This is a genomic window from Nocardia sp. NPDC052112 (assembly GCF_040680135.1).
Classification (GTDB): Bacteria; Actinomycetota; Actinomycetes; order Mycobacteriales; family Mycobacteriaceae; genus Nocardia.
In genome coordinates this window covers 236,294-259,107 of the sequence record NZ_JBFAWD010000003.1, presented here as the reverse complement: position 1 = coordinate 259,107, position 22,814 = coordinate 236,294, and the positions used below count along the sequence as shown (strand labels likewise).

Sequence of the window (22,814 nt, the reverse complement as noted above, 5' to 3'; positions counted from 1 at the left end):
CAGGACGGATGCGACCGATGCGCTCCTCCTATGACGTGGTGGTGGTCGGTGGCGGTCACAACGGGCTGGTGGCCGCCGCATACCTGGCGCGAGCCGGGCGTTCGGTACTGGTGCTGGAGCGCCAGCAGCACATCGGTGGGGCCGCGGTTTCGGCGCGGGTTTTTCCGGGCGTCGATGCGCGATTGTCGCGGTATTCGTATCTGGTGAGTCTGCTGCCGCGCCAGATCGTCGAGGAGCTGGGGTTGCGGTTCGCGACGCGGCGGCGGCGGATCTCGTCGTATACGCCGGTCGGGGCGGGTGGATTGCTGGTCGATACCGGTTCCGAGGCCCGGACCAGGGAGAGCTTCATCCGGCTCACCGGTTCGGATCGGGACTTCCGGGCGTGGCAGGAGTTCTACGGTGTGACCGCACGGCTCGCGCGGCGCGTGTTTCCGACGCTCACGCAACCGCTGCCGACGCGTTCGGCGCTCGAGCGGGTTGTCGATGATCCCGCCGCGTGGGCGGCACTGTTCGAGCGGCCGCTGGGGGAGACGGTCGAGTCGACCTTTGCCGACGACACCGTGCGCGGAGTCGTGCTCACCGATGCACTCATCGGGACCTTTACCCATGCGCACGATCCTGAGTTGCGGCAGAACCGGTGCTTCCTGTACCACGTGATCGGTGGCGGCACCGGCGACTGGGATGTGCCGATCGGCGGTATGGGCGCGCTCACCGACGCACTCGCCGACGTGGCCCGCGCCGCCGGTGCGGAGCTGATCACCGGCTGTGCGGTAACCGAGGTCGAATCCGACGATTTCACAGCGGAAGTGCGCTATCGGGACGGTGTGGTCGGTGCGCGGCATGTGCTCGTCAACGCGGCACCGTATGAACTCGCACAGCTGCTCGGCATACCGAGGGAGCCGAAACCCGAAGGCTCCCAACTGAAAGTGAACATGGTGCTGCGGCGGCTGCCGAGGCTGCGCGACGCTTCGACCGATCCGCGTGCGGCATTCGCCGGAACATTTCATATCGCCGAGTCGTATTCACAACTCGAGCAGGCATATCGCGAGGCATCCCGCGGGCGGATTCCGTCGGCGCCACCATCGGAGATCTACTGTCACACCCTGACCGATCCCTCGATCCTCGCACCCGACTCCGATCTGCACACCCTCACATTATTTGGATTACACACTCCGGCAAGGCTTTTCGAGTCCGATCCGGAGGCGGCGAAGGCGACGGCCGTGAAAGGCGCGCTCGCCCAGCTGGATGCGGTACTCGCCGAACCGCTTGTCGATTGCCTCGCCCTCGACGGGCACGGTGCGCCCTGTATCGAAGCCAAGTCGCCGGTCGACCTGGAGCGTGAGGTGGCCCTCCCCGGCGGTCATATCTTCCACCGAGACCTGGCCTTCCCTTATCGCTGCGACGACACCGATACTCCGGCGGTCCGCTGGGGCGTGGCAACGGACGTGCCGAACGTCTTCATCTGCGGGGCGGGTGCGATTCGCGGCGGCGGCGTCAGCGGCATCCCGGGGCACAATGCCGCCATGGCAGTCCTCGAAACTCGCTGACTTCGGATAAGCAGCGCGCGATCGGTGTGGGCTACATCACAACAACGGTCCGATGATGCATGTTGCGCATTATTGGGTCGCATGAAACGGCTGGAGCCGGATGTGCTGTGCCGGTTTGCGCGGAAGGATTTCTCGTATGCGGATGCTGGAATCCGATTGCGCCGTTCCGATTTCCTGTATGACGTGTCATCGGCTGGCGGTAACGTCGATCGGCCTGCGAATGTGATGTAGATCACAGCTTGAACAATTCGCACATTACTCTGCGGCAATTGATGGGCAAATAATAACGATTTGGTCACACATGGATGTTGTGCTGCGGCTTTAATGAGCGTGCTTCCGCAGTACACCCGTTAGGAATACCAAAGCATGTTGATGAGGAAATTCGCCGCGACCTCGGCGCTGCTGATCGCGGCTGTCGGCGTCACGGCCGGGACCGTGAATGCCGCTCCCGAAACCGACAACGGCGCCGTGAACTACACGGCCACTACGACTCCGTCCGCGGCCATCATCAAGACCGATGCCGGTTCGCTGGTCAACGAGAACGGCGTCTTCAAGATCAAGGCCGTCGACGGCACCACCCTCGCGGGCACCGATTTGTCCTTCCGGGTGGACGATTTCGTCTTCCCGATCGCGGCGGATATCCAGGATCACACCGCGACGCTGACCCCGCAGTTCGATCTCGCCCACGCCGCGTACAAACCGGTCGCGCTGCCGTATGAGGACAAGGCCCCGTGGAAGAACGACTATGACCGTGAGCAGGCTGCCTGGAGCCGCCTGACCAGCACCATCAGCATGGGTGCCACCATCGGCACACTGGTCGGCGGTCTCGGCGGCGGCGCCCTCGGCTGTGTGCTCGGCGGTATCGCGGGCGCGACCGTCGCGGCCGCCACCATCGTCGGTCTGTTCGGCGCATTCATCCCGTCCGCGGCCATCGGCTGCATCGGCGGCATCATCGCCGTCGGCGCGCTCGGCACCCTCGCCGGACAGATCCTTGTCACGGCCCCGGTCGCCATCGCCGCCGCACTCCAGTACTTCACCACCATCAACCAGCCCTTCTCGGCACCGAAGTAACCCCACCCCACCCCGAATCGGCGGGCGCTCGAACCGGGCGCCCGCCGATCTGTCCTGTCACCCGGCTGGACGCTCGGGCGCCCTGATCAGGCGGCGGGCACCTCGGCGCGGCACCGGGCACCCTCTGTAGAGGGTGCCCGGTGCACACACGGGGTGCCCGGTGCCTGATACCAATCCGGCGGCGGAGCTGGCGGGGGCGCGGCGTCGGGCCGTTGCATGTACTGATTGCGGCGGCTGGTTTCATGGATCGACAGCACCGCCTGTTTCGAGGAGCCGCGCCATGGAGCTGCGCCAATTACGCTATTTCGTCACCGTGGCCGAGGAACTGCACTTCGGGCGCGCGGCCGAGCGGCTGCATATCGCGCAACCAGCAGTGAGTCAGCAGGTGCAGCGGCTGGAACGGGAATTGCAGGTGCGGCTGCTGGATCGGTCGCCGCGACGGGTGCGGCTGACGGAGGCCGGGCAGCGGTTTCTGCCCGCTGCGCGCGGGGTGCTGATCGCGGCGGATCAGGCACGGGCATCGGTGGCCGATCTGGCCGGTGCGCGGGCGGAGGTGTTCCGGCTCGGCACTGTTACCGGACTCGGTGCCCGGCTGGACACCATCCTGGATGCCTTTGCCGAGCGTCTTCCGCAGGTGCGCATCGAGTTGGTCACGCTGCCGGTGCGCGAGCGGTTGGCACAAGTCGCGGATGGACGACTGGATGCGGCGTTCGTGCGTGCGCCCGCCGTCGAGGACACTCCCGACCTGGAGTATCTGCGTGCATGGGATGATCCACTCGTCGCGGCGCTCCCCGCCCGGCATCCACTGACCGCGCACGAGACGGTGCGATTGGCCGATCTGGCCATGGTGCCATTGCGGATGACCGAGCGACGCAATCATCCGGCACTGGTCGATCTGGTGCTGATGTCTTGTCAGCGTGCGGGTTTCGAGCCCGTTCCCGCGCCGACCGCCACCACGCTGCAGGACAATCTGGCCGCGATCGGCACTGCCGCCGCAATGTGGACGGTGATCTACGCCGCCAATGCCGACCAGGTACACAACCCCCGGGTGGCTTTCCGGCCGTTCGCCGACGGCGGCCTGAGTCTGCCGATCGCAGTCGCCCTGCGGGCCGGGACCGATGCGCCGAGTTCGGAGCTATTGCGCGACCTCCTCGCGGAGGAAAGTCGACAATAAGTATTCGTTATCGCTGCGCAGTCGAACTGGCCCTTGGTCGAAGACTTTCATTCGGGTGAACTGATCACAGGCCGCCGAACCAGCCGGCATCCCCCGGAGGCGGTCTGCCCCAACCCTTTTCAGTGAGGAGATCAGTCATGCCCATCGTCACCGTGCAGCAGGGTCCGCGTGCCGTCGAACTCAAGCGGGATCTGGTCCGCCGGATTACCGACGCCTTCGTCGACGCATATCAGATTCCGGCCGAAACCGTGCAGGTGTGGATTCACGAGACGCCCGCCGACAGCTGGGGCGCCGCCGGGCAATTGACCGCCGATAAGAAATAGCCGACCGTAGAGTGCCGATGCCCGGCCGATGCCGTGCGGTTGTGCCGATGGCGCATGAATTGCCGCGATGGTCACCGGCCGGGCCGACGGTGCTGGTCTCGATGTCGCCGGATCAGGGGCGACGGATGCGCTGGTATCCATCGAGTGCGGCAAGGTCTTCCCCCAGCGAATAGACACGCACTCTTGCCCTTTTGCCGGGAATATCCGGCTAGGGAACGCTGACGGTTTCGTCGCAGCTGTCGGGCGGATCGACCAATCCGCATTCGACCGGTGCGCGGGTCGGGCGGTAGCCGGTGGGAACCCCGCCGGACTGGATGATGCCGCGGTAGGCCTCGACCGCATCGGTGGGTTGGCGGGCCAGCGTGGGGTCGGTGCGCACGTCGACGCTGTAGAGGCCGAAACGTGGTGTGTAGCTGCCCCATTCGTAGTTGTCGGTCAGACTCCAGTAGTTGTAGCCGACGATATTGATGCCGTCGGCCTTGGCGCGCTGGAGCCAGTAGACGGTGTCGCGAAGGTGGTCGGAGCGGGTGTAGCCGTCGGCGCGCGGTTTACCGTCCTCGGTGGGCATGCCGTTCTCCACGACATACAGTGGGCGATCGGGAAACAGCTGTGCGTAATGGCGCAATGCGTAGTAGATGCCCTCGGTGTGAATCGGGAGTTCCCAGATCGCCGGACCCTCGTTCGAACCACCCTGTACCGCTTTATTCGTTTCCGGCACCGGCGCGAAATAGTAGTCTACGCCGATGAAATCGAGCTTGTCGGCGATCCGGTCCACGATCGGCTGATTCACCTCGGTCTCGGCGCCCGCGACATAGCCGAGATTGCTGGTGACCTGTGCCTCGGGCAGGTTTTGATGGATCGTGTCGTAGATCGCGTTGTGTGCCTGGGCGATTCGGTCCAGCATTGCCGGCGCCTCGTCCGGGGTGATGGCGCCGATGCGCAGTTCGGTGCCGATGTAGGCGGCAGGTTCATTGAAGGTGATCCACAGCGGATTGCGAGAGACATAGCGGTTCACCACCTTTCGCATGTTGACCAGCCAATCCTCGACCATGCCCGGATTGCGCCAGCCGCCGCGGTCGGCGGCCCAGCCGGGATACACCCAGTGATCGAGGGTGAGCATCGGCCGCATACCGGCCGCGAGAATGCGCGCGATCACGTTGTCGTAGAAGCCGAATGCCGCCTCGTCCCAGGTATCCGGTTGCGGTTGCACGCGTGCCCATTCGATGCCGATCCGGTACACCCGCACCCCGAGGCGGGCAGCCAGGTTGATATCGGAGATGTAGCGCTGAGCGAAGTCGACCGAATTGTCGTAGTTGTCGCCGGCCTGGCCGGTGGCGATATAGCGGGTCCAGTTGCTGTCCGGCGCGTCGCCTTCGGATTGGAAGCCGGATGACGCTACGCCCCAGAGGAATTCACGGCCGAACGGCGCGACGCTGGCCTGCGCGCTCGGCATCGAGATACCGGCGAGCAGCAGTGCGGTCGCGATCGTAGCGAGCGCGACGAGGGCGCGGCGGCGCGTCGGTGTTCGCATCGAGCTCCTGTCGCCATCCGACACTGTTCGGTCGTGCAGCACCGGCGAAGCGTCGCTCCGGTTGATGATCTTCGAGCGTAACCATCGGATAGCTGAATCTCGCGCTGCGTGCCGGTGTGTCGTGCATGCCGTCAGAATTTCCTGGAAATTACGGATAAGGCGTCGCATCATTGCGATTGCTCCCTGTTCGCGAACAGGCTGCTCCTCAGCTCACCCGCCCACCGATGCGCCGAGTGAGATTGTCAGCGGTGGACCGCACCTGCACAGCGAGATCGGACCAATCGGCAATACAGGGGATCTGTTCGCAGTGATGCCGCAGCGTGACGCTGATCGCCGCGATCGGCCGATGGTCGTGATCGAATGCCGGGTAGGCGACCGAGGCGAATCCGGCGGTGACATGTCCGTCCTCGCTCGCCCAACCGCGCCGCCGCTCGGCGGCCAGGATGGTGCGCAGCGCCGCGAGGCTGGTCGGCCCGCGGTCGGTGCGACGCACAAATGCTGCCGCCGACGGGAACAGCGCGCGCACATGGGCGGCGGGCAGATGCGCCAGGATCGCCCGGCCCGATGCGGTGAGCTGCGCGGGCAGGCGGACGCCGACATCGGTCACCAGCGTTTCGGGGCGCGCCGGTCGTTCTTTGATCAGATACAGCAGTTCATTGCCGTGCAGCACCCCGAGGTGCGCATTGTGCCCGACCCGTCCGGCCAACTCGCGCAGCAACGGTCCGGCGACCCGCTCCAGCGGATCGTGGCGCAGATAGGCCGAACCCAGTTCGAAGGCGGCGATGCCGAGGCCGTAGCGCCGTTCGGTGGGCAGCCGGGTGACGAAGCGGGCCTGCTCCAGCTCCGCGAGCAGGTGATAGGTGGTGGAGCGGGGGATGTCAAGCTCGCGCGCGATCGTGGACGCGGAGACCGGTCCGGCCCGCGTCGCCATCAGGTGCAGCACGGCAAGGCCGCGCCGGAGCGCGGGGATATCGCTGCTCGTTCCCATGCGCCTTCCTCCCGTACCGTTTTGACTCAATGTCTCGCATACCAGACAGAACCTGGTCCAGCTTCATTCTCCACCCGCCCCCGTGGCGGTGGAATGGGCCTATGCCGGATACCACGCAGTTACCGCCCGTGGAGCTGGACGGGCCGCTGACCGTCGAACGCATCGTCGCCGTTGCCCGCGCCGGCGCCCAGGTTCGATTCAGCGAGGCCGCCGAGAAACGGCTCACTTCCGCGCGTCAGCACGTCGACGCGCTGGCCGCGGGCACCGTCCCGACCTACGGCGTCTCCACCGGCTTCGGTGCACTGGCCACCCGGCACATTCCGCCGGAGAGTCGGGCCGCGCTGCAGCGGTCGCTGATCCGCTCGCATGCCGCGGGCGCGGGTGCCGCGGTCGAGACCGAGGTGGTGCGCGCCATGATGCTGCTGCGGCTACGGACACTGGCCACCGGACATACCGGGGTGCGGCCGGAGACAGCGCTCACATTGGCCGCGCTGATCAATGCGGGCATTACTCCGGTGGTGCACGAGTTCGGCTCGCTCGGCTGCTCCGGCGATCTCGCGCCATTGGCCGCGGTCGCATTGGCGCTGATGGGGGAGGGAGAGGTCACTGATTCCGCTGGCAACGTAGTTACGGCGGCAGCAGCCTTACACGCCGAGGGCATCGAGCCGGTGACCCTCGCCGAGAAGGAGGGGCTCGCGCTCACCAACGGCACCGACGGCATGCTCGGCATGCTCGCGCTCGCGATCAACGACCTGCGTCAACTGCTGGATGTCGCCGATATCACCGCCGCAATGAGCGTGGAGGCGCTACTCGGCACCGACCGGGTCTTCGCCGATGATCTGCAGGCGCTGCGCCCGCATCCGGGACAAGCCCGCTCGGCACGGCGCATGGCGGCGGCGCTCGCCGGATCGGACATCGTTGCCAGTCACCGGGGTCCCGACTGCAACCGGGTGCAGGACGCGTACTCGTTGCGCTGCGCACCGCAGGTGCACGGCGCTGCCCGCGACACCCTCGCGCACGCCGAATTGGTGGCCGAGCGCGAAATGGCCTCGGCGATCGACAATCCCGTCGTACTCGCCGACGGCAGGTTGGAATCCAACGGCAACTTCCACGGTGCCCCGGTGGCGTATGTCCTCGACTTCCTGGCCATTCCGGTCGCCGATGTCGCGAGCATGGCCGAGCGGCGCACCGATCGGATGTTGGATGTCGCACGCTCACACGGTCTTCCGGCCTTCCTCGCGGCCGATCCCGGTGTCGATTCCGGCCACATGATCGCCCAGTACACCCAGGCGGGCATCGTCAGCGAACTCAAGCGCCTCGCGATGCCCGCATCGGTGGATTCGATTCCGAGCAGTGCGATGCAGGAAGACCATGTGTCGATGGGCTGGTCGGCGGCGCGCAAATTGCGCAGCGCCGTCGACGGTCTGGCCACCGTGCTCGCGATCGAATACCTCACGGCGGCAAGGGCGTTGGATCTACGGGCGCCGCTGCGTCCGGGCCCGGCCACCGCCGCGGCACTCGCATTGCTGCGCACGAAGGTCGACGGTCCGGGCCCGGACCGACACCTTGCCCCGGAGATTGCCGCCGCGGCGGAACTGGTCCGCTCCGGCGAACTGCTGGCCGCGGTCACCCCGCACCTCGGCAGCTCGGGAAGGTGAGGTTCTTGCCGACACCCGATGCGATCCAATGCCCGCACAGCGAATCAGGCTGGCGCACGGGGGCTACCTCATGCGAGGTCACCAGTACGTATACGGCACCGGCCGGTGGGGTCGACGGGCTATTCGTTGATATGGAGGCAAGCTGATGACACGGACAGTGCGCGCGGCGCGCGGCACACAACTGACGGCCAAGAGCTGGCAGACCGAGGGCGCTCTGCGGATGCTGCAGAACAATCTCGATCCCGAGGTGGCGGAGCGCCCGCAGGACTTGGTGGTCTACGGCGGTACCGGTAAGGCGGCGCGGAACTGGGCCAGCTTCGACGCCATCACCCGCACCCTCACCACACTCGAGGCCGATGAGACCTTGCTGGTCCAGTCGGGTAAGCCGGTCGGCGTATTCCGGACGCACGAATGGGCGCCGCGGGTGCTGATCGCCAATTCGAATCTGGTGGGAGACTGGGCGACCTGGCCCGAGTTCCGCAGGCTGGAATCACTCGGCCTCACCATGTACGGACAGATGACCGCGGGCTCGTGGATCTACATCGGCACCCAGGGCATTCTGCAGGGCACCTACGAGACCTTCGCCGCCGTGGCGGATAAGCGTTTCGGCGGCACACTCGCGGGAACCATCACGCTCACTGCGGGATTGGGCGGCATGGGTGGTGCGCAGCCGCTGGCCGTCACCATGAACGGCGGGGTGGCGCTGGTCGTCGAATGCGATCCGGCGCGGGCCGAGCGGCGGGTGCACGACCGCTATCTCGACGAGATCGCTACCGATTTTGACGATGCGGTGCGCCGGGTCTCGAAGGCACGCAAGGAGCGAAAGGCCTTGTCGGTCGGTCTGATCGGCAATGCGTCCGAGGTGCTGCCGAGATTGCTGGCGGCCGGTGTCGATATCGATATCGTCACCGACCAGACCTCGGCGCACGATCCGCTCGCGTATCTGCCGCGCGGTGTCGCACTCGAGGACTGGGCCGACTACGCCGCGAAGAAGCCCGACGAATTCACCGATCGATCGCGCGAATCCATGGCTGAACACGTCGATGCGATGCTCGGGTTCCTCGACCGCGGTGCCGAGGTCTTCGATTACGGCAATTCACTGCGTGGCGAGGCGAAACTCGGTGGCTGCGAACGGGCCTTCGACTTTCCGGGCTTCGTGCCCGCCTACATCCGGCCGCTGTTCTGCGAGGGCAAAGGGCCGTTCCGCTGGGCCGCGCTGTCCGGTGATCCGGCGGATATCGCCGCGACCGACCGCGCCATGCTGGAACTGTTCCCGGAGAACGAATCTTTGCGCCGCTGGATCACCATGGCCGGGGAACGTGTTGCCTTCCAAGGACTTCCGGCCCGCATTTGCTGGCTCGGTTATGGTGAGCGGCACCTGGCCGGACTTCGGTTCAACGAGATGGTCGCCAATGGCGAGTTGACCGCTCCGGTGGTGATCGGCCGTGACCACCTCGATTCCGGCAGTGTCGCCTCGCCGTATCGGGAAACCGAGGCGATGGCCGATGGCTCCGATGCCATTGCCGACTGGCCGCTGCTCAATGCGCTGGTCAATACGGCTTCGGGCGCGAGCTGGGTGTCCATACACCACGGCGGCGGCGTCGGCATGGGCCGTTCCATCCATGCCGGGCAGGTCTGTGTCGCCGACGGAACCGCGTTGGCCGGACAGAAGATCGAGCGGGTACTCACCAATGACCCCGGTATGGGCGTCATTCGGCACGTGGATGCCGGGTACGAGCGGGCCGGTGCGGTGGCCGCGGAGCGTGGCGTGCGAATCCCCATGCAGGAGCACAAGTGACAGCGAACGGCCTGCTCGCCGACATTGCCGACGTGGGCCGGGATGCGCGGCGCGGCGGATACTCCCGGCACGTCTTCGATCGTGCCGAACTGGAATTGCGGGACTGGTTCACCGAGCAGGCGGCCCGACGGGGGCTGGATGTGACGACCGATCGCAACGGGAACATCTGGGCTTGGTGGGGGCGTCCGGGTTCCGGTGCGGTAGTCACGGGGAGTCATCTGGATTCGGTGCCCGGCGGCGGCGCGTTCGACGGCCCGCTCGGGGTGACGAGCGCACTGGCCGCCGTGGATATCCTGCGCGCCAAGGGTTTCGCTCCCGCCAGGCCGCTCGCACTATTGGTGTTCGCGGAGGAGGAGGGCGGACGATTCGGTGTGCCGTGCCTGGGGTCCAGACTTCTTACCGGCGCCATCGACGCCGACCGCGCTCGCGGACTGCGCGACGCCGCCGGAATCACCTTTGCCGAGGCCGCGGCCGAAGCGGGACAGGAGCCCGAGCGATTCGGCGCGGATCCCGAGGCACTCGCCCGGATCGGCTACTTCATCGAATTGCATGTCGAGCAGGGACGCGGGCTGATCGACCTGGACAGCCCGGTCGCCACCGGCAGCAGCATCATCGCGCACGGACGCTACCGGTTCTCCTTCACCGGGCAGGGCAATCACGCCGGTGCTACCCGCATGCCCGACCGCCACGATCCGATGCTGCCCGCGGCCGCCGTGGTCGCGGCAGCTCGTCGGGTGGCCGCTGCCACCGACGATGCCAGGGCCACCGTCGGCAAGCTGATCCCCACACCGGGCGGCACGAATGTCATTGCCTCGACCGTGGATCTGTGGCTCGATGCACGCGTCGCCGGTGACGGACGCACCGCGGCGCTGGTCGAGGATATCGCCGGATTCGCCCGCGATGCCGCGGCCGCCGAGGGCTGCGAGGTCACCGTGACCGAGGAATCCTATTCCGACGATGTCGTTTTCGACGCACCGCTGCGAGGTCGGATGGACGCGGTACTCGGCGGCGTACCCGCCCTGCCGACCGGAGCCGGGCATGATGCGGGCATTCTGGCGGCCCACGTGCCGTCCGGCATGCTCTACGTGCGCAATCCGACCGGCATCAGCCATGCGCCGCAGGAGTATTCGGAACCGGCGGACGTGGACTTCGGTGCCGAGAGCCTGGCGCGAGTACTCGAGGACTTGGCGAAATGAGCGCGGACCGCTGGGCGCTCGATACACGGGACGGACACGACCTCACCCCGATGCGTGGGAGCGTGATCGAATGAGCGTGCATTGGGTCGAATACGCCTGGCTACCGGACGGATTGGCCGAACGGGTGACAATCGATGTCGCCGGTGCAACCATCCGCTCGGTCTCCCGAGGTACCGAGCCGAGTGGAAAAATATTGCGCGGCTTGACCGTTCCCGGTTTCGCGAATGCGCACTCACACGCCTTTCATCGCGCCCTGCGCGGACGCACCCACCATGGCCGGGGTTCGTTCTGGACCTGGCGGGAACGGATGTACGCGGTCGCCGATCGCCTGGATCCCGACTCGTACTACCGACTCGCACGCGGGGTATACGCGGAGATGGTGCTCGCCGGATACACCAGCGTCGGCGAATTCCACTATCTGCATCACGCGCCCGGCGGCGTGGCGTACACCGATCCGAATGCGATGAGCGCCGCCCTGGCCGCGGCGGCGCATGACGTGGGAATACGGCTCACTCTGCTCGATACCTGTTATCTCAGTGGCGGATTCGGTCGGCAGCCGGATGAACACCAGCGCCGCTTCAGTGATGGCGATGCGGCAGCCTGGGCCGAGCGCGCCGCCGCGTTCAAGCCGGAATCCGAACTGGTGCGCACCGGTGTCGCCGCGCATTCGGTGCGTGCGGTGCCGCCACGGGCACTCGCGGTGGTCGCCGAACAAGCCGACGGTCGGCCGGTGCACGTCCACCTCTCCGAGCAACCCGCCGAGAATCGGGATTGCCTTGCCGCACATGGGCTTACACCAACAGCAGTACTTGCCGACGCCGGATTGCTCGGGCCGGATACGGTGACCGTACACGCCACGCATGTGCGCGCCGCAGATATCCGGATGCTGGCCGATGCGCGGTCGCGGGCGTGCGTGTGCCCGACCACCGAACGCGATCTCGGCGACGGCATCGGCCCGGCCCGCGAACTTCTCGATGCCGGAGTCCGGCTGTGCCTCGGCACCGACAGTCATGCGGTCGTCGACGGTTTCGAGGAGTGGCGTGCGCTGGAGCTGAACGAACGCCTCGCCTCCCGCGCTCGTGGGCGCTTCGAGGTGACGGAGCTATTCGGGGCGGCGACGGATCACGCATCGATCGGCTGGCCGGAAGTGGGACGCATCGAGCCGGGGGCGGCGGCCGACCTGGTCACCATCGATCTCGACTCGATCCGGACCGCGGGCGCCGAGCCCGCGGCCGCATTGTTCGCCGCCTCGGCCGCGGATATCCGCGACGTGGTAATAGCCGGGCGACAGGTGGTCTCCGAAGGCCGTCACCTACTGGTGGCGCAACCCGAGATCATTCTGCGAGAAGAGATTCGGGCATTGCACTTACCGTGATCGCACCGAAAGGACCAGCATCCGCACCGGCAGAAAGGGCAACGTGTCCACCCTCATCACTGGAATCGGTGAGCTGACCACCAACGCACCGGACGGCCCACTGCACGATGCCGCAGTGGTGCTCGAGGGGGAACGCTTCGTCTGGATCGGCCCGGCGAACTCGGCGCCCGCCGCCGATGATCGGGTCGATATCGGCGGCCGCGCCGCCTTGCCCGGTTGGGTCGACAGCCACACCCATCTGGTCTTCGCCGGCGATCGCACTGCCGAATTCGAGGCCAGAATGGCCGGTCAGCCCTACCGTGCCGGTGGTATCGCGACGACCGTCGCAGCCACCAGAAGTGCCTCGGACGAACAGCTTTCGGCCAATCTGCGCCGCCACGCCACCGAGGCCTACCGGCAGGGCACGACGTGCCTGGAGACCAAGACCGGATACGGCCTCAGCGTGCCCGACGAGGCGCGTTCGGCCCGCATCGCCGCCGCCATCGCCGACGAGGTGACGTATCTGGGCGCACACCTGGTGCCGCCCGGTGCCGATGCCGAAACCTACCTCGACCTGGTCTGCGGCGATATGCTCGACGCGGTCGCGCCACATGTGCGCTGGGCGGATGTCTTCTGCGAGACAGGCGCTTTCGACGAGGGCCAGTCCGATCGCGTCCTGCGCGCCGCGGCCACGCGCGGACTCGGTCTGCGAGTACACGGCAACCAACTGGGAGCCGGCCCAGGCGTGCAATTGGCGGTCCGCCACGGTGCCGCCAGCGTCGACCATTGCACTTACCTCACCGACGCCGATATCGAGGCCCTCGCCGCCTCGGACACCGTCGCCACCGTCCTGCCCGCCTGTGACCTGTCCACCCGCCAGCCGCTCGCCCCCGCCCGCGCACTGCTCGATGCGGGCGCGACCGTCGCCCTGGCCACGAATGCGAATCCGGGCAGCTCCTACACCACATCGATGGCCTACTGTGTCGCCACGGCCGTGCTCCAGATGGGGCTCTCGGTCGCCGAAGCGGTGTACGCGGCCACCGCTGCTGGCGCGAAAGCGTTGCGCCGCAACGATGTCGGGGTCATCGACGTGGGTGCGCGCGCCGATCTCCAGGTGCTGGATGCCCCCTCGGCCACTCATCTCGCCTACCGTCCGGGTGTCCCGCTCACCGTGGCCGTCTGGCGGTTGGGGCGACGCATATCGACGGCCGAATGGTTCAGTGCCACAGGATGATCCGATTGCCCGCCAAGGGGCGGCCGCCGGCCTAAGGATTTTCGAGGGAGCGGAGCGCGGCGTCCACGAGAGTCGTTGCGGTGCGGGCACATATGTCGACGGCGGCATCGGGCGCGAGTCCGCGCACATCGATAAGCACGATGAACGCCTCCCAGCCGACTACCAGCGCAATACTCGACACGAGCTCGTCGAACTGCCGCTGGGACATGCGGTCCCGCAGCGGTTCGAGCGCCCATTCGATCCAGCGCACCCGACGATGCTCGCGCCGGGGCGTGTCCGCCGAGGGCGGGTCGGCGGTGAGCTTCACCAGCCGCCGCCCCATCGGTAGCAGCTCGGTGATCTCGGCACCCATTGCCCGCACCAATTCGGCGATGCGCACGCGCGGGTCCGCGGAACGGATATTCCGCAGTGCCTCATCGGTATTCGTGCTGAGCAGGCCGATGGTGGCGTCGAGCATCAACTGGTCGAGAGTGGGGAAATGCAGGTAGACGGTGCGTCGGGAGACGTCGGCAGCGGCGGCGATATCATTGACCGAGGGTTCGATGCCGCGGTTCAGCAGCGTCATGGAGGCGTCGACGATGGCTTTGCGGGTGCGTCGACGCTGGGCGACGCGGCCTGAAGTGAGCTGGGCGGATTCCTCGACCTGGGTGGTCTCGCCGACCCGGGCGCGGTGCTCGGTCATTCGCTGCTCGTCCTCCGAGTGACATCTTGAGTGCGGCCTGGGCCAAAACTATACTGAGTTGCACTTATTACACGGGAGTGCATTTAGTCACGGGAGGAACTAAATGACTATCGGGGATCTTCGTTCTGCGCTGGAGCAGGTGTTATGAGCCGCCGGGCGGCCGAGGCGCCGGGTTGTGACACCCACGACATGGTGCTCGTGCACCGTGTCTTCTGTCGCGAATTCCGTTTGCTGGCAGACATTGTCGAGGCCACTTCGCCCACGGATGCCGAACAGGTGACGCGGGTGAGTGCGCATGCGCGCGAGATGCTCGCCGCGCTGCATCACCATCACCGCAATGAGGATGAGCTGGTATGGCCGAAACTGCGTTCGGCGGAACTGGATTCGTCACTCGTCGATCTCATGCAGAACCAGCACGAAGAGATCGATGTCCTCATGCGGCGCGTGGATGCCGAACTGTCCGAATGGGAACATCAGGGCGGTGCGGAAACGGCGGATCTGCTTGTCGAGGGACTGCGCCGACTACACGCGGTGCTCACCGAACATCTTCGCCTGGAGGAAGATTCGATACTGCCGATCGTGGCCGAGACCTTGACCGCATCGGAGTGGTCCGAGCTCGGCAAGCGGGGTATGGCGTCGCTGCCGAAGGGGCGGGCCCTGGTATTTCTCGGCCATATCGCCGAGGAGGCCGACGAGCGCGAGTGGTCGGAGCTCACCAGACGGCTTCCGGCGTCGGTCCGGTTGTTGTATCGACTGTTCGGCCACCGCGGCTACGCCAGGGAGATCGCATTGCTGCGCCGCGATCTGCGCTCGGTGGGAAAGGTCGTCAAATAGGCGAACTCAGCGCGCCGGGAAGCGGATGATCCGATCGTCACCGGCACGGACGTCACCGCGGCCGTCCGTGTTGGAGGTGGTCAGCCACAGCGCGCCGTCCGGTGCCATCGCCACCGTGCGCAGGCGGCCGAGGTCGGGCAGCGCCGCCTGTGGTGTGCCCAGCGTGCCGTCGCGCAGCGGAATTGTCCACAATCGCTCGCCGCGCAAGGCCGCGGCGTAGAGGGTGTCACCCGCGATGGCGATGCCGGAAGGCGATGCCTCCGCGGGTTTCCAAATGACTTGGGGATCAGCGAATCCCCGATCCGTGCCGCCTTTGCCTTCGACGATCGGCCAGCCGTAGTTGCGGCCCGGCTCGATCAGGTTGAGCTCGTCGAAGTTGTTCTGGCCGAACTCCGCGGCGAACAGGCGGCCCGAACGATCCCAGGCCAGACCTTGTACATTGCGGTGCCCCAGGCTATATATCGGTGAACCGGGCGTCGGATTGCCCGGTGCCGGAGCGCCATCGGGTGTCAGCCGCAGAATCTTGCCATTGGGGCTCGCCGGATCCTGAGATCTGCTGCCATCCGCCGCATCTCCGGTTCCGACATACAGCATGCCATCGGGCCCGAACGCGATCCGTCCGCCATCGTGGTTTCCGGCCTTGGCAATTCCGGCAAAGATGACCTCCGGCTGCCCGTCGACCCGGAACCGCACGATCCGGTTGTCGGCCGCAGCGGTGAAATATGCGTAGACATACCGTGTTTCGGTATAACCCGCCGCTACGGCGAGGCCTAGCAGACCACCCTCGCCGCGCGCGACAACGCCCGGAATCTCGTACACCTGCTCGGCTGCGCGTCCGGGCACCACCCGCAGGATCCGGCCGGTGTCCCGTTCCGCGACCAGCGCACCACCATCGGGCAGGAAGGCCAGTCCCCACGGCACATTGATGTCCTGCGCGATCTCCTGTCCGGCGGCCAGATCCGGGACTCCCGACGGCGTGCTGGGCGCGGTGCTCGTGACCACGCTCGGCTCGGAGCTGGAATCGCTGCCGCATCCGGCCACCGCGCCGACCAAGAGCACCGCGATTGCGATGAAATTCCGCATGCGTATCCCCTCCGATCGATCATTCGGCGGTGTCTTTTCGATCGTGCCCGCTTGTGTGCCGGTTCGCCATCCGCCGCGCCATCAGGGGCTAGTGTCGAGAGCGGTGTATCCGCCGTGGGAGGGAAGATCAATGCAGATCGCCATCGTCGTCTATCCGGGTATGACCGCGCTCGATGTGATCGGGCCTTACGAGGTACTGCGGCTGCTGCCCGGCGCGCGGCTGCGTTTCGTGTGGCACGAGCCGGGACCGATCACCACCGACAGCGGTGTGCTGCTGCTCGGCGCGACGCACTCGCTCGACGAGACGCCGTCCCCCGATATCGTGCTCATCGGCGGTTCAGGTCCGGCGACAGCGGCCACGGCCGCCGACGAAATGCTGCTCGCCTGGTTGCGTCGGGTGCACGAGAGCTCGACCTGGACGACCTCGGTGTGCACCGGATCGGTGATCCTCGCCGCCGCCGGAATTCTGCAGGACAAGCCCGCGACATCGCACTGGGTCGGTTTGTCGGCGCTGAAAGCGCTCGGCGCCGAACCGCGTGCCGAGGAACGGATCGTGCGCGACGGCAAGATCGTGACCGCCGCGGGTGTCTCGGCCGGAATCGATCTCGGTCTGTGGCTGGCCGGTGAGATCGCGGGCAAGGATCAGGCCGAGGCAATCCAGCTAATGATCGAATACGATCCGCGGCCGCCCTTCGACAGCGGTCATATGAGCAAGGCGAGTCCGGCGACGCGGCGCAAGGTGCTCGGGCTGGTCGGTCGCGAGGGCGCCGACTTGCTCATTGCCGATCCGCGCGCCGCGGTGCGGGAGGTGAGCGCCATCGCGAAGCTGTCGTGGGCGACGGCCATCGAGCGCGCCCGCGCCCGTCGACGGCTGGGCAAGCGTTAGTCGCTGCCCGCGATCAGGACGGCGGCCAGGGCGATCGCGCCGGGCAGCGCCTGGACGAACAGGATCCGACGGTTCGCGGTCGCCGCACCGTAGATTCCGGCGACGACCACGCATGCGGTGAAGAAGATCATCGCGGCGAATCCGACCGGATCCGAGGCGATAATGCCCCAGATCAGTCCGGCGGCCAGGAAGCCGTTGTAGAGGCCCTGGTTGGCGGCCAAAACCTTGGTCTGTTCGGCGAATTCGGCGGTGCTGCCGAAGGACGCGCGCACCCGCGGTGTGGTCCACAGGAACATCTCCATGACCAGGATGTAGCTGTGCAGCACCGCCACCAGGCCGACCAGCACCTCGGCTACTACGCGCATTCGAATGATCCCTTCACACGGATATGGTTCGTTGTCGAACCGGTGATCGTCCACAGGATGGACGATGGGCGTCGGGAGCGTCGGAAGGCGCGCCCGACGAATCCCGCCACGCTAATTCTTGTGGAGCGTGCCGGTGATATCGCCGAGCACACCGCTGAAGCCGCCGTTGAAGCTGTAGGTGACCGAACCGTCCGGCTGCAGGATGACCTTCGAGGTCGACCCCTCGTCCATACATCCGCTCGCACCGCCGGTGAGCCGTGCCACGAAGGTGATCTGGGTGTCGGTGGCAGCGGTCAGACGTTCGGCGCGTTCACAACGGCTGCGCGATGCCTGGCCGGTATTGGCCGAAGTGGCGACCTCTTCGCCGATCTTCCCGTCGTGGATCGTCAACTCGATATCGAAGGTGGCCAGCGCATCCCTGGCGGTGCCGGTCCACTTGCCGACGAACGCTTCGGGTACTGCCGAGTCCGTTGCCGCTGCCGTGGTGCTCGTCGCGGATGTTTGCGTCGAGGTGGCCGTCGGCACGACGGAGGTGGCTACCGCCGAACTGCTCACCGCCGCCGCGGTATCGGCGGACTTGTCGGTGAGCTGTGTGCCGATGATGAATGCGCCGACCGCGACGATGAGACATATCACCACGGCTCCGACGATCAATGCGGTCCGACGGGAACGGCTCTTGGGCGCAGGCTGGGGTTGCGTGTAGTAGGCGGGGCGTGGCCCCGACTGGTCCTGCGCAGGCGGATACGGCGCGTACACATGGCTCGAATTGGCTTGCGGCCCAGGATGTCCGGAGTGCCAAGCGGCATTTCCGGACGGCCAGGCCACCGTATCCGCCGCAGGTCGGGACAGCGTCTCGGGCGGCGTGTGCGGCCCCGAATTCGATTGCGGTACCGGCCGTGAAATCGTCGGCGCCGACCGCGTCGCATCCGGGCCGACCGTCTCGACCGGCCCGGATTCCAGGTCGAGCAGCGCGACCGCCCGCCGACTCACCTCTTCGAGTACCGCTGCGGGCAGCCAGCCGCCGCGTTGCGGAACCCCGAGTTCGGCCAGCTGGTCGAGTAACTGCTGCGGCGTCGGCCGCGCCGCCACATCCTTGTTCAGACATGCCGTGATCAGCGGCCGCAGCCGGTCCGGCACCGCCGCGAGCCGCGGCTCCTCGTACACCACCCGATACAGCATCTGCACGGTCTCGCCGGAGCCGAACGGCCCCTGTCCGGTCGCCGCGTAGACGAGCACGCCGCCGAGTGCGAAGACATCACCCTCGGGTCCCATGCTCGGTCCGAGCACCTGTTCCGGACACATGAATCCCGGTGAGCCGACGACATTTCCGGTGGTCGTCAGCGCGCTGTCCTCGGCGGCGCGCGCGATGCCGAAGTCGATCACCTTCGGACCGTCCACGGCGAGCAGCACATTGGACGGTTTCAGATCTCGATGTACGATCCCGGCGCCGTGCACGGCGATCAGGGCCTCGGCCAGACCGTGCGCGAGCACCAGCAGCGTGTTCTCGTCGAATGTGCCGAACTGCTCGACCGCATCGGTCAACGAGAATCCGGCCACATAGCCGGTCGCCAGCCACGGTGGCGTCGAATCCACATCCGCATCGAGCACCGGCGCGGTGAACTTCCCGCCGACTCGCCGCGCCGCGGTGACCTCGCGCCGGAACCGCTCCCGGAACTCGTTGCCGATCAGATCCGGCCGGATCACCTTCACCGCGACGGTGCGCCCGCCCGCGCTGCGCCCGAGGTACACCCGCCCCATACCGCCCGCACCGAGCAGGCCGAGCAGCCGGTAGTCCCCGATCCGCGTGGGATCGTCTGTGCCGAGCGGTCGCATCGCGAACTGGGGTCCTCTCACCTGACGTCGAACACGCAAAGGCTACCCATGTCCGCGCTCGGGCGGGGGCGCGGCGTCGGGCCGTTGCCCTAGCCGGTGGTGGCCGGAACCGGTGTGGGAGCCGCGCGGCGCAGCTGCCGCGCCAACAAGTATGCGGCGACGGCGGCCGGAATATTCATCAGCACCCCGTAGACCGCGGGCGGCACCGCCATCTGCGAATTGTGCAGCACGCTGGAGGCGACCGCGATAGCCAACGCGCCGTTGTGGATGCCGATCTCCATCGCCGAGGCGATCGCCTGATCGGTCTCCACCCGGAACAGTCGCGGCACGGTGTACCCGATGACGAAGCTCAGCGTCGACAGCAGCAGACTGAGCGTGGCGAGCTTGCCGATGTTCTCGGTCAGCGTGTCGAATTCGCGCCCCACCGCCGCCACCACGACCAGCAGCAGCACCACCGCGGAAACAATCTTGACGTTCTTGCGCATCCGCTCGGCCCAGTCGGTGAATCGGCGATGCACCCACATCCCCACCGCGACCGGCACCAGAACGATCGCGAATACCTGGGCGAACTTATCCGGGCGCAGCCCGATGGCGGCCGCATCGTCCATGAACAGCGTGAACGACAGTGCGACCACCAGCGGCAGGGTGAAGACGGCGAGAATCGAATTGATCGCGGTCAGTGTGATATTCAGCGCCACATTGCCACCGGCGATATGGCTGAACAGATTCGCCGATGGTCCGCCCGGCGAGGCGACGAGCAACATCACCCCGACGGCAAGGGCACCCTCGAGCCGGAAAAGGTAGACCAGACCCAGGCAGATCGCCGGCAGCACGATCATCTGGCAGACCAGTGCGACCACCGCCGCCTTGGGATATCGGAGCACCCTGGCGAAATCGTCGACGGTCAAGGTCAACCCGAGTCCGAACATCACCAGCGCCAGGGCCAGTGGTAGGAACACGGCGAAAATCGTTGAACCCATAAGGATCTCCTCACCAGGACGCGGACGGATATCGACGTTATCGACTCACCGTCCGCGCGGCGACCCCACCCGTGGGAGCCCGGTCGTCGCGATCGCCGGATTCGATGATGCGATGATGGTGTCGGAGCGTGATCGAGATACTCGTCCGACCCGAAGGGCCCTTCCCGCTATGCAGACCAATCGGCTCGTATTGCTCACCCTCGGTATCGGACTCACCGGTCTGACCGCATGTGGTTCGGGCGATAACGGCGGCCGGATAACCGATTACGGACCGACTCCGTCGACTGCCGCACCGACGGCGAAATGCGGGGTCGACCTCACCGCGCCGGCGATCGGTTCCGCCATTGCGACGCTGCCCGTCGATCCGATCACCAAGGTGCCGTGGTCCACCGACCCGGCCGGATTCGAGGGCACCTTCGATCCGTGCGTCACCCTTTCGGCCGTGATCATCACGGTCGAGGGCGCGACGGGCAGTTCACCGAATCAAGTGCTGCTGTTCCACAAGGGCGAGTTCGTCGGTACGGCGACGCGGGAGAGTTTCGGGTTCACCTCGCTCGATCCGGGGCGCACGACCGATGACACCGTCGCGGTGACCTATAAAACGCCCGGCAGCTGCAATGCCTGTTCGGACGGCACTCTGACACCGGTGCAATTCCATTGGAATGGAAAGCAAGTCCAGACCGTCGGGACACCACCGAAATAGCTTCAGGCTCCCGAACGCATCATGCGATCCAGAGCCGCACGCAGTTCGGCGGCCGGATCGTTCGGCAGGCTCGGCATGCGCCAGGCAATGATCTGGTCGGGGCGCACGAGCAGTGCGCCGCCAGGGGAGAGGCCGACGGTTTCGGGCCAATCCTGGTCCAGCTCATGGAATTCCATCGGCAACTGCGCGGTCGCCGCCTGCCATGCGGCGCCTCTCGGGCCGGCCAGGAGGGCGAATGACGTTTCGATGAGGTCGAGCGTGGAGCGGCCGTCAGGCAGTCGATAATGGGGTAGTCGGGTGCCGGGTTGGCCGGTGAGATCGAGATGCGCCATGGTGTGCGCACTACCGTCGTCGATGAGCGCGCCCGCTCGGTAGCGATTGCCGAGGATCAGGGCGATCGGGTCGGCGAGTGGTGTGGCGTCGGTGGATTCGCGATTCATGGTGCGCAGGTCGGCGGTTCGAATGCTCGACTGGTCGGCGATGTACCAGCCGACTGGGCGGCGTTCCGCGTGATAGGTGCCCAGCAATGCCGGATCGGCCGCGTGGCGGAGTACCGCAGCCAACTTCCAGGCGAGGTTGTGCACGTCCTCGATACCGGTATTCGCGCCCGCGGCGGCGAACGGCGGCATGACATGAGCGGCGTCACCGGTCAGGAAAACGCGGCCGACTCGGTATCGCTCGGCGACGAACATCCCTGGCTCCCAAGGCAATATGCTGAGCACATCGATCGGTATGTCGGGGACGCCGATGGCCGTTCGCAATACACTCGGCCATTCATCCCGGCGACGGTCGGCCCCCTCGGTGGTGGTGAATATCCAGCGCTGTGCCCCGTCGATCGAGGCGAAAGCTCCTGGCGCATCGGCATTCTCGATCTGGCAGAGGTTGAATTCGCGGCCGCGCACCAACTCGGCGAGATCGGCGTGGAAGTAGACGTTGACGGCGCGGCCGAGCGTGCCACGCCCATCGCGCGCAATGCCGAGCCGCTCCCGGATCGGACTCGACGCACCGTCGGCGGCGATCAGATAGTCCGCGCGTAACCGCTCGACCGCGCCGTCGGCGGTGCGAATCGTGGCGGCGATGCCCTCGGGCTCGTCGGCGAAGTCCGTGAGCTCGACACCGAACCGCACATCGCAGCCGCGAGCCACGGCGATGCGTCGCAGCACCGGTTCCAGCAGATCCTGGGCGCACAGGCACGCGGTGGCCGGGGTAATGGTCGACCAGTCCGGCACCCCGCCGGGCAGTGTGAAGGGGATCCGCTCGGCCCGCGCGAGCGTCGGACCGGCCGCGAAGTGCTGGTACTCCGCGAGCTCGTGGGCCGCGTCCAACACCTCCTCGGCGATGCCGAGCTGGCCGAACAGTTCCATGGTCCGGATATTGATGCGCCGGGCCTTGGGCTGCGGTGAGGTGGTCGGCCTGCGTTCGACCAGCACTGACGCCACGCCCTGCCGATGCAGGAACAGCGCGGCGGAGAGTCCGACCAAGCCGCCGCCGACGATGAGAACACGAGGTTCGTGTACGTTGTACATCATGTGTACGTTGTACACGAATGGTTGAATGCCCGGCAAGGAGGTGGC

The 22,814-nt window shown here is 66.6% G+C and carries 20 protein-coding genes; 12 read left to right on the top strand and 8 right to left on the bottom strand.

Annotated elements, in window-relative coordinates:
* Positions 1-17 precede the first annotated feature (17 nt).
* From AB0L58_RS07210 to dmpI, 4 genes are all read left to right on the top strand, one after another.
* Positions 18-1,547 (top strand): NAD(P)/FAD-dependent oxidoreductase, encoded by a 1,530-nt coding sequence (locus tag AB0L58_RS07210; protein WP_364382509.1) that lies wholly within the window; start codon positions 18-20, stop codon positions 1,545-1,547.
* Positions 1,548-1,913: 366 nt separating this feature from the next.
* Entirely contained in the window at positions 1,914-2,618 is a 705-nt protein-coding gene (locus tag AB0L58_RS07205; RefSeq protein WP_364382506.1) for a hypothetical protein, read from the top strand.
* A 280-nt stretch (positions 2,619-2,898) separates the two neighbouring features.
* The gene (locus tag AB0L58_RS07200; RefSeq protein ID WP_364382503.1) at positions 2,899-3,792 is read left to right on the top strand and encodes a LysR substrate-binding domain-containing protein; all 894 of its coding nucleotides are present in this window, start codon (positions 2,899-2,901) and stop codon (positions 3,790-3,792) included.
* A gap of 137 nt (positions 3,793-3,929) precedes the next feature.
* Complete coding sequence (dmpI, locus tag AB0L58_RS07195; RefSeq protein ID WP_364382500.1) at positions 3,930-4,115, top strand: 4-oxalocrotonate tautomerase DmpI; 186 nt, start codon at positions 3,930-3,932, stop codon at positions 4,113-4,115.
* Between the two features lie 208 nt (positions 4,116-4,323).
* Here dmpI and AB0L58_RS07190 read toward each other — a convergent pair whose 3' ends face one another.
* Both AB0L58_RS07190 and AB0L58_RS07185 read right to left on the bottom strand, forming a co-directional pair.
* A complete protein-coding gene (locus AB0L58_RS07190) occupies positions 4,324-5,646 on the bottom strand; it encodes a family 1 glycosylhydrolase (protein ID WP_364382497.1) in 1,323 nt (440 codons plus the stop codon).
* Positions 5,647-5,851: 205 nt separating this feature from the next.
* Positions 5,852-6,634 (bottom strand): IclR family transcriptional regulator, encoded by a 783-nt coding sequence (locus AB0L58_RS07185; RefSeq protein ID WP_364382494.1) that lies wholly within the window; start codon positions 6,632-6,634, stop codon positions 5,852-5,854.
* A 101-nt stretch (positions 6,635-6,735) separates the two neighbouring features.
* Here AB0L58_RS07185 and hutH point away from each other — a divergent pair, with 101 nt between their 5' ends.
* From hutH to hutI, 5 genes are all read left to right on the top strand, one after another.
* Positions 6,736-8,292: a histidine ammonia-lyase gene (hutH, locus tag AB0L58_RS07180; protein ID WP_364382491.1), complete on the top strand. Its 1,557-nt coding sequence runs from the start codon at positions 6,736-6,738 to the stop codon at positions 8,290-8,292.
* Positions 8,293-8,437: 145 nt separating this feature from the next.
* The gene (gene hutU / locus AB0L58_RS07175; RefSeq protein ID WP_364382488.1) at positions 8,438-10,090 is read left to right on the top strand and encodes a urocanate hydratase; all 1,653 of its coding nucleotides are present in this window, start codon (positions 8,438-8,440) and stop codon (positions 10,088-10,090) included.
* The gene (locus AB0L58_RS07170) at positions 10,087-11,286 is read left to right on the top strand and encodes an allantoate amidohydrolase (protein WP_364382485.1); all 1,200 of its coding nucleotides are present in this window, start codon (positions 10,087-10,089) and stop codon (positions 11,284-11,286) included. The genes hutU and AB0L58_RS07170 overlap by 4 nt, the downstream gene beginning before the upstream one ends.
* A gap of 70 nt (positions 11,287-11,356) precedes the next feature.
* Positions 11,357-12,661 (top strand): formimidoylglutamate deiminase, encoded by a 1,305-nt coding sequence (locus AB0L58_RS07165; RefSeq protein WP_364382482.1) that lies wholly within the window; start codon positions 11,357-11,359, stop codon positions 12,659-12,661.
* Positions 12,662-12,704: 43 nt separating this feature from the next.
* Positions 12,705-13,874, top strand: coding sequence for an imidazolonepropionase (gene hutI, locus AB0L58_RS07160; RefSeq protein ID WP_364382479.1), 1,170 nt, complete (start codon positions 12,705-12,707; stop codon positions 13,872-13,874).
* 31 nt (positions 13,875-13,905) lie between these two features.
* Here hutI and AB0L58_RS07155 read toward each other — a convergent pair whose 3' ends face one another.
* A complete protein-coding gene (locus tag AB0L58_RS07155) occupies positions 13,906-14,556 on the bottom strand; it encodes a TetR/AcrR family transcriptional regulator (protein WP_364382476.1) in 651 nt (216 codons plus the stop codon).
* Positions 14,557-14,700: 144 nt separating this feature from the next.
* Between AB0L58_RS07155 and AB0L58_RS07150 the strand changes: the two genes are divergently transcribed.
* Entirely contained in the window at positions 14,701-15,390 is a 690-nt protein-coding gene (locus tag AB0L58_RS07150) for a hemerythrin domain-containing protein (protein WP_364382473.1), read from the top strand.
* 6 nt (positions 15,391-15,396) lie between these two features.
* On the opposite strand, the gene AB0L58_RS07145 is transcribed toward AB0L58_RS07150, so the two are convergent.
* Entirely contained in the window at positions 15,397-16,479 is a 1,083-nt protein-coding gene (locus tag AB0L58_RS07145; protein WP_364383195.1) for a PQQ-dependent sugar dehydrogenase, read from the bottom strand.
* 124 nt (positions 16,480-16,603) lie between these two features.
* On the opposite strand from AB0L58_RS07145, the gene AB0L58_RS07140 reads away from it, so the two are divergent.
* Positions 16,604-17,359: a DJ-1/PfpI family protein gene (locus AB0L58_RS07140; protein ID WP_364382470.1), complete on the top strand. Its 756-nt coding sequence runs from the start codon at positions 16,604-16,606 to the stop codon at positions 17,357-17,359.
* On the opposite strand, the gene AB0L58_RS07135 is transcribed toward AB0L58_RS07140, so the two are convergent.
* From AB0L58_RS07135 to AB0L58_RS07125, 3 genes are all read right to left on the bottom strand, one after another.
* On the bottom strand, positions 17,356-17,724 hold the full coding sequence (locus AB0L58_RS07135) for a DUF1304 domain-containing protein (RefSeq protein ID WP_364382468.1): 369 nt from the start codon (positions 17,722-17,724) through the stop codon (positions 17,356-17,358). The two genes, AB0L58_RS07140 and AB0L58_RS07135, sit on opposite strands and share 4 nt — an antisense overlap.
* Before the next feature lie 111 nt (positions 17,725-17,835).
* Complete coding sequence (locus tag AB0L58_RS07130) at positions 17,836-19,557, bottom strand: protein kinase (protein ID WP_364382465.1); 1,722 nt, start codon at positions 19,555-19,557, stop codon at positions 17,836-17,838.
* A gap of 89 nt (positions 19,558-19,646) precedes the next feature.
* On the bottom strand, positions 19,647-20,537 hold the full coding sequence (locus AB0L58_RS07125; protein ID WP_364382462.1) for a bile acid:sodium symporter family protein: 891 nt from the start codon (positions 20,535-20,537) through the stop codon (positions 19,647-19,649).
* A 169-nt stretch (positions 20,538-20,706) separates the two neighbouring features.
* Between AB0L58_RS07125 and AB0L58_RS07120 the strand changes: the two genes are divergently transcribed.
* Positions 20,707-21,240, top strand: coding sequence for an LppP/LprE family lipoprotein (locus tag AB0L58_RS07120; RefSeq protein WP_364382459.1), 534 nt, complete (start codon positions 20,707-20,709; stop codon positions 21,238-21,240).
* A gap of 2 nt (positions 21,241-21,242) precedes the next feature.
* On the opposite strand, the gene AB0L58_RS07115 is transcribed toward AB0L58_RS07120, so the two are convergent.
* Complete coding sequence (locus AB0L58_RS07115) at positions 21,243-22,769, bottom strand: FAD-dependent monooxygenase (protein ID WP_364382456.1); 1,527 nt, start codon at positions 22,767-22,769, stop codon at positions 21,243-21,245.
* Between the last annotated feature and the right edge of the window lie 45 nt (positions 22,770-22,814).

Excerpts from the sequence above, each read along its gene's own strand:
- AB0L58_RS07115 (WP_364382456.1), bottom strand. The coding sequence starts at position 22,769 with ATGATGTACAACGTACACGAACCTCGTGTTCTCATCGTCGGCGGCGGC.
- hutH (WP_364382491.1), top strand. The coding sequence starts at position 6,736 with ATGCCGGATACCACGCAGTTACCGCCCGTGGAGCTGGACGGGCCGCTG.
- AB0L58_RS07205 (WP_364382506.1), top strand. The coding sequence starts at position 1,914 with ATGTTGATGAGGAAATTCGCCGCGACCTCGGCGCTGCTGATCGCGGCT.
- AB0L58_RS07150 (WP_364382473.1), top strand. The coding sequence starts at position 14,701 with ATGAGCCGCCGGGCGGCCGAGGCGCCGGGTTGTGACACCCACGACATG.
- AB0L58_RS07120 (WP_364382459.1), top strand. The coding sequence starts at position 20,707 with ATGCAGACCAATCGGCTCGTATTGCTCACCCTCGGTATCGGACTCACC.
- AB0L58_RS07165 (WP_364382482.1), top strand. The coding sequence starts at position 11,357 with ATGAGCGTGCATTGGGTCGAATACGCCTGGCTACCGGACGGATTGGCC.
- AB0L58_RS07140 (WP_364382470.1), top strand. The coding sequence starts at position 16,604 with ATGCAGATCGCCATCGTCGTCTATCCGGGTATGACCGCGCTCGATGTG.
- AB0L58_RS07200 (WP_364382503.1), top strand. The coding sequence starts at position 2,899 with ATGGAGCTGCGCCAATTACGCTATTTCGTCACCGTGGCCGAGGAACTG.
- AB0L58_RS07190 (WP_364382497.1), bottom strand. The coding sequence starts at position 5,646 with ATGCGAACACCGACGCGCCGCCGCGCCCTCGTCGCGCTCGCTACGATC.
- AB0L58_RS07155 (WP_364382476.1), bottom strand. The coding sequence starts at position 14,556 with ATGACCGAGCACCGCGCCCGGGTCGGCGAGACCACCCAGGTCGAGGAA.
- AB0L58_RS07135 (WP_364382468.1), bottom strand. The coding sequence starts at position 17,724 with ATGCGCGTAGTAGCCGAGGTGCTGGTCGGCCTGGTGGCGGTGCTGCAC.
- AB0L58_RS07125 (WP_364382462.1), bottom strand. The coding sequence starts at position 20,537 with ATGGGTTCAACGATTTTCGCCGTGTTCCTACCACTGGCCCTGGCGCTG.
- AB0L58_RS07185 (WP_364382494.1), bottom strand. The coding sequence starts at position 6,634 with ATGGGAACGAGCAGCGATATCCCCGCGCTCCGGCGCGGCCTTGCCGTG.
- hutU (WP_364382488.1), top strand. The coding sequence starts at position 8,438 with ATGACACGGACAGTGCGCGCGGCGCGCGGCACACAACTGACGGCCAAG.
- dmpI (WP_364382500.1), top strand. The coding sequence starts at position 3,930 with ATGCCCATCGTCACCGTGCAGCAGGGTCCGCGTGCCGTCGAACTCAAG.
- AB0L58_RS07210 (WP_364382509.1), top strand. The coding sequence starts at position 18 with ATGCGCTCCTCCTATGACGTGGTGGTGGTCGGTGGCGGTCACAACGGG.
- AB0L58_RS07130 (WP_364382465.1), bottom strand. The coding sequence starts at position 19,557 with ATGCGACCGCTCGGCACAGACGATCCCACGCGGATCGGGGACTACCGG.